Annotated in this window: 1 protein-coding gene; it reads left to right on the top strand. The window is 44.0% G+C overall.

The genetic code is table 11. The annotated features are described in order from the left end of the window. Nucleotides 1–326 precede the first annotated feature (326 nt). The gene (locus tag QUB20_RS28445; protein ID WP_333251551.1) at nucleotides 327–1,079 is read left to right on the top strand and encodes a hypothetical protein; all 753 of its coding nucleotides are present in this window, start codon (nucleotides 327–329) and stop codon (nucleotides 1,077–1,079) included. Nucleotides 1,080–1,380: the final 301 nt, after the last annotated feature.

Raw genomic sequence — 1,380 nt, 5'->3', positions numbered from 1 at the left:
AAGAGTGCCTACCCCCTATCTATCGGGCAACCGGGCGTGGGATTGCCCCTACAATAATTATGCAAATGATGCGAGGATTGCTATATCGCGTAGGCAATCGCCCAAGTCCATCACCAGGGAGAAATGACGGAAAGCTATCTCAAAGCCACCCGCACCTATACTCGCTACAGTTATTGTGCGCGAGACATTTTAGTGCTAATATCTTAGCAAGATCAAAAGGATCAGGTCATAGGACAAACTTCAAATAACATATAAGTTAACAATAGGGCGCATCCCAGCAAAGATAGGGCCTCTAATATCCTTTGTTTAATCTCAGGGTAAAATAAATGAAAATAATCGATCAAACAGCGACTGAATTAAAAATTCAGACTCGTGGCGTATTTGATTTTTGGCTACCTAGCTGTTTGTTAATGGTATTTGGACTGAAATTGGCGGCGTTTGATTACAATTTGGCAAGCCTGTATTGTCACAGAGTGCAAGGAACACAAGGGAATTGTCAGTTGGTGCGATCGAGCTTGCTGGGATCGAAGATTCAAGAAATTCAGCTTGCTTCTTTGCAGGGAGCAAAAGTTGTCAGAGCGGCCTACACCAGCAAAGTTGTACTTCGGACTGATGCTGGCTATGTTCCTTTCACTGCTAACTCCCCTAATTGGGGAACCCAAGACGCTATTGCTTCGGACATCAATTCTTTTGTTAAAAATGCGGAGCGCAGATTGCTGGAATTAAAGCTACTCGACAGTTGGTTTCTAGGGATAGGAGCCATATTTGTGACAGCAGGGATAGCAGTAATAGCCTTCGGAAAAAAGGAAATTTATAGCTTTGATACAACTTTAAATGCCCTGACTGTTAAACAGCAGGGTTTGTTGGGAACTAAGCTAATTCAATACTCTCTGTGCGAGATTTATGGCGTGGAAGTCGAGCGAACAAAAGATCGGGAGCATGACATTTGGTACGAAGTTAGACTGTTAGTTTGTGGAGGCTCTCGCATCTCCCTACCCCGCACTATGAACCCATACCAGCAAGCAAAAATCGCCAAAGCGATTAACAACTATCTGCACCAGCAAAATAACCAAAAATAGCTGCTCGCGATCGACCCGATTTCTCAAGGTTGGAGACTTACGCAGAAACCGGGTTTTTTAGCAAAATCTCTCCTAGAGTGCGATCGCTTCTGTTATAAAAACCCGGTTTCTTTGGTATCGTGCGAAACTCGCGATTGGGTGGAAACTCATCATCTAAAAAGTGAACAATCGTTCACTTTTTAGGTTCTTTCGGAGCGCGAATTAAATAACTGACAATTTTAATTTTTATTGTGGGATGGGCGTCCCGCCCGTCCTTTTTGGACGGGCGGGACGCCCATCCCACTTTCAAGAGTGGAAGTTA

Origin of the sequence: Microcoleus sp. B4-C2 (assembly GCF_036705265.1) — a bacterium.
Classification (GTDB): Bacteria; Cyanobacteriota; Cyanobacteriia; order Cyanobacteriales; family Microcoleaceae; genus Microcoleus.
Note: the sequence above shows the minus strand (reverse complement) of the source record. Positions and strands in the feature narration are given on the sequence as shown.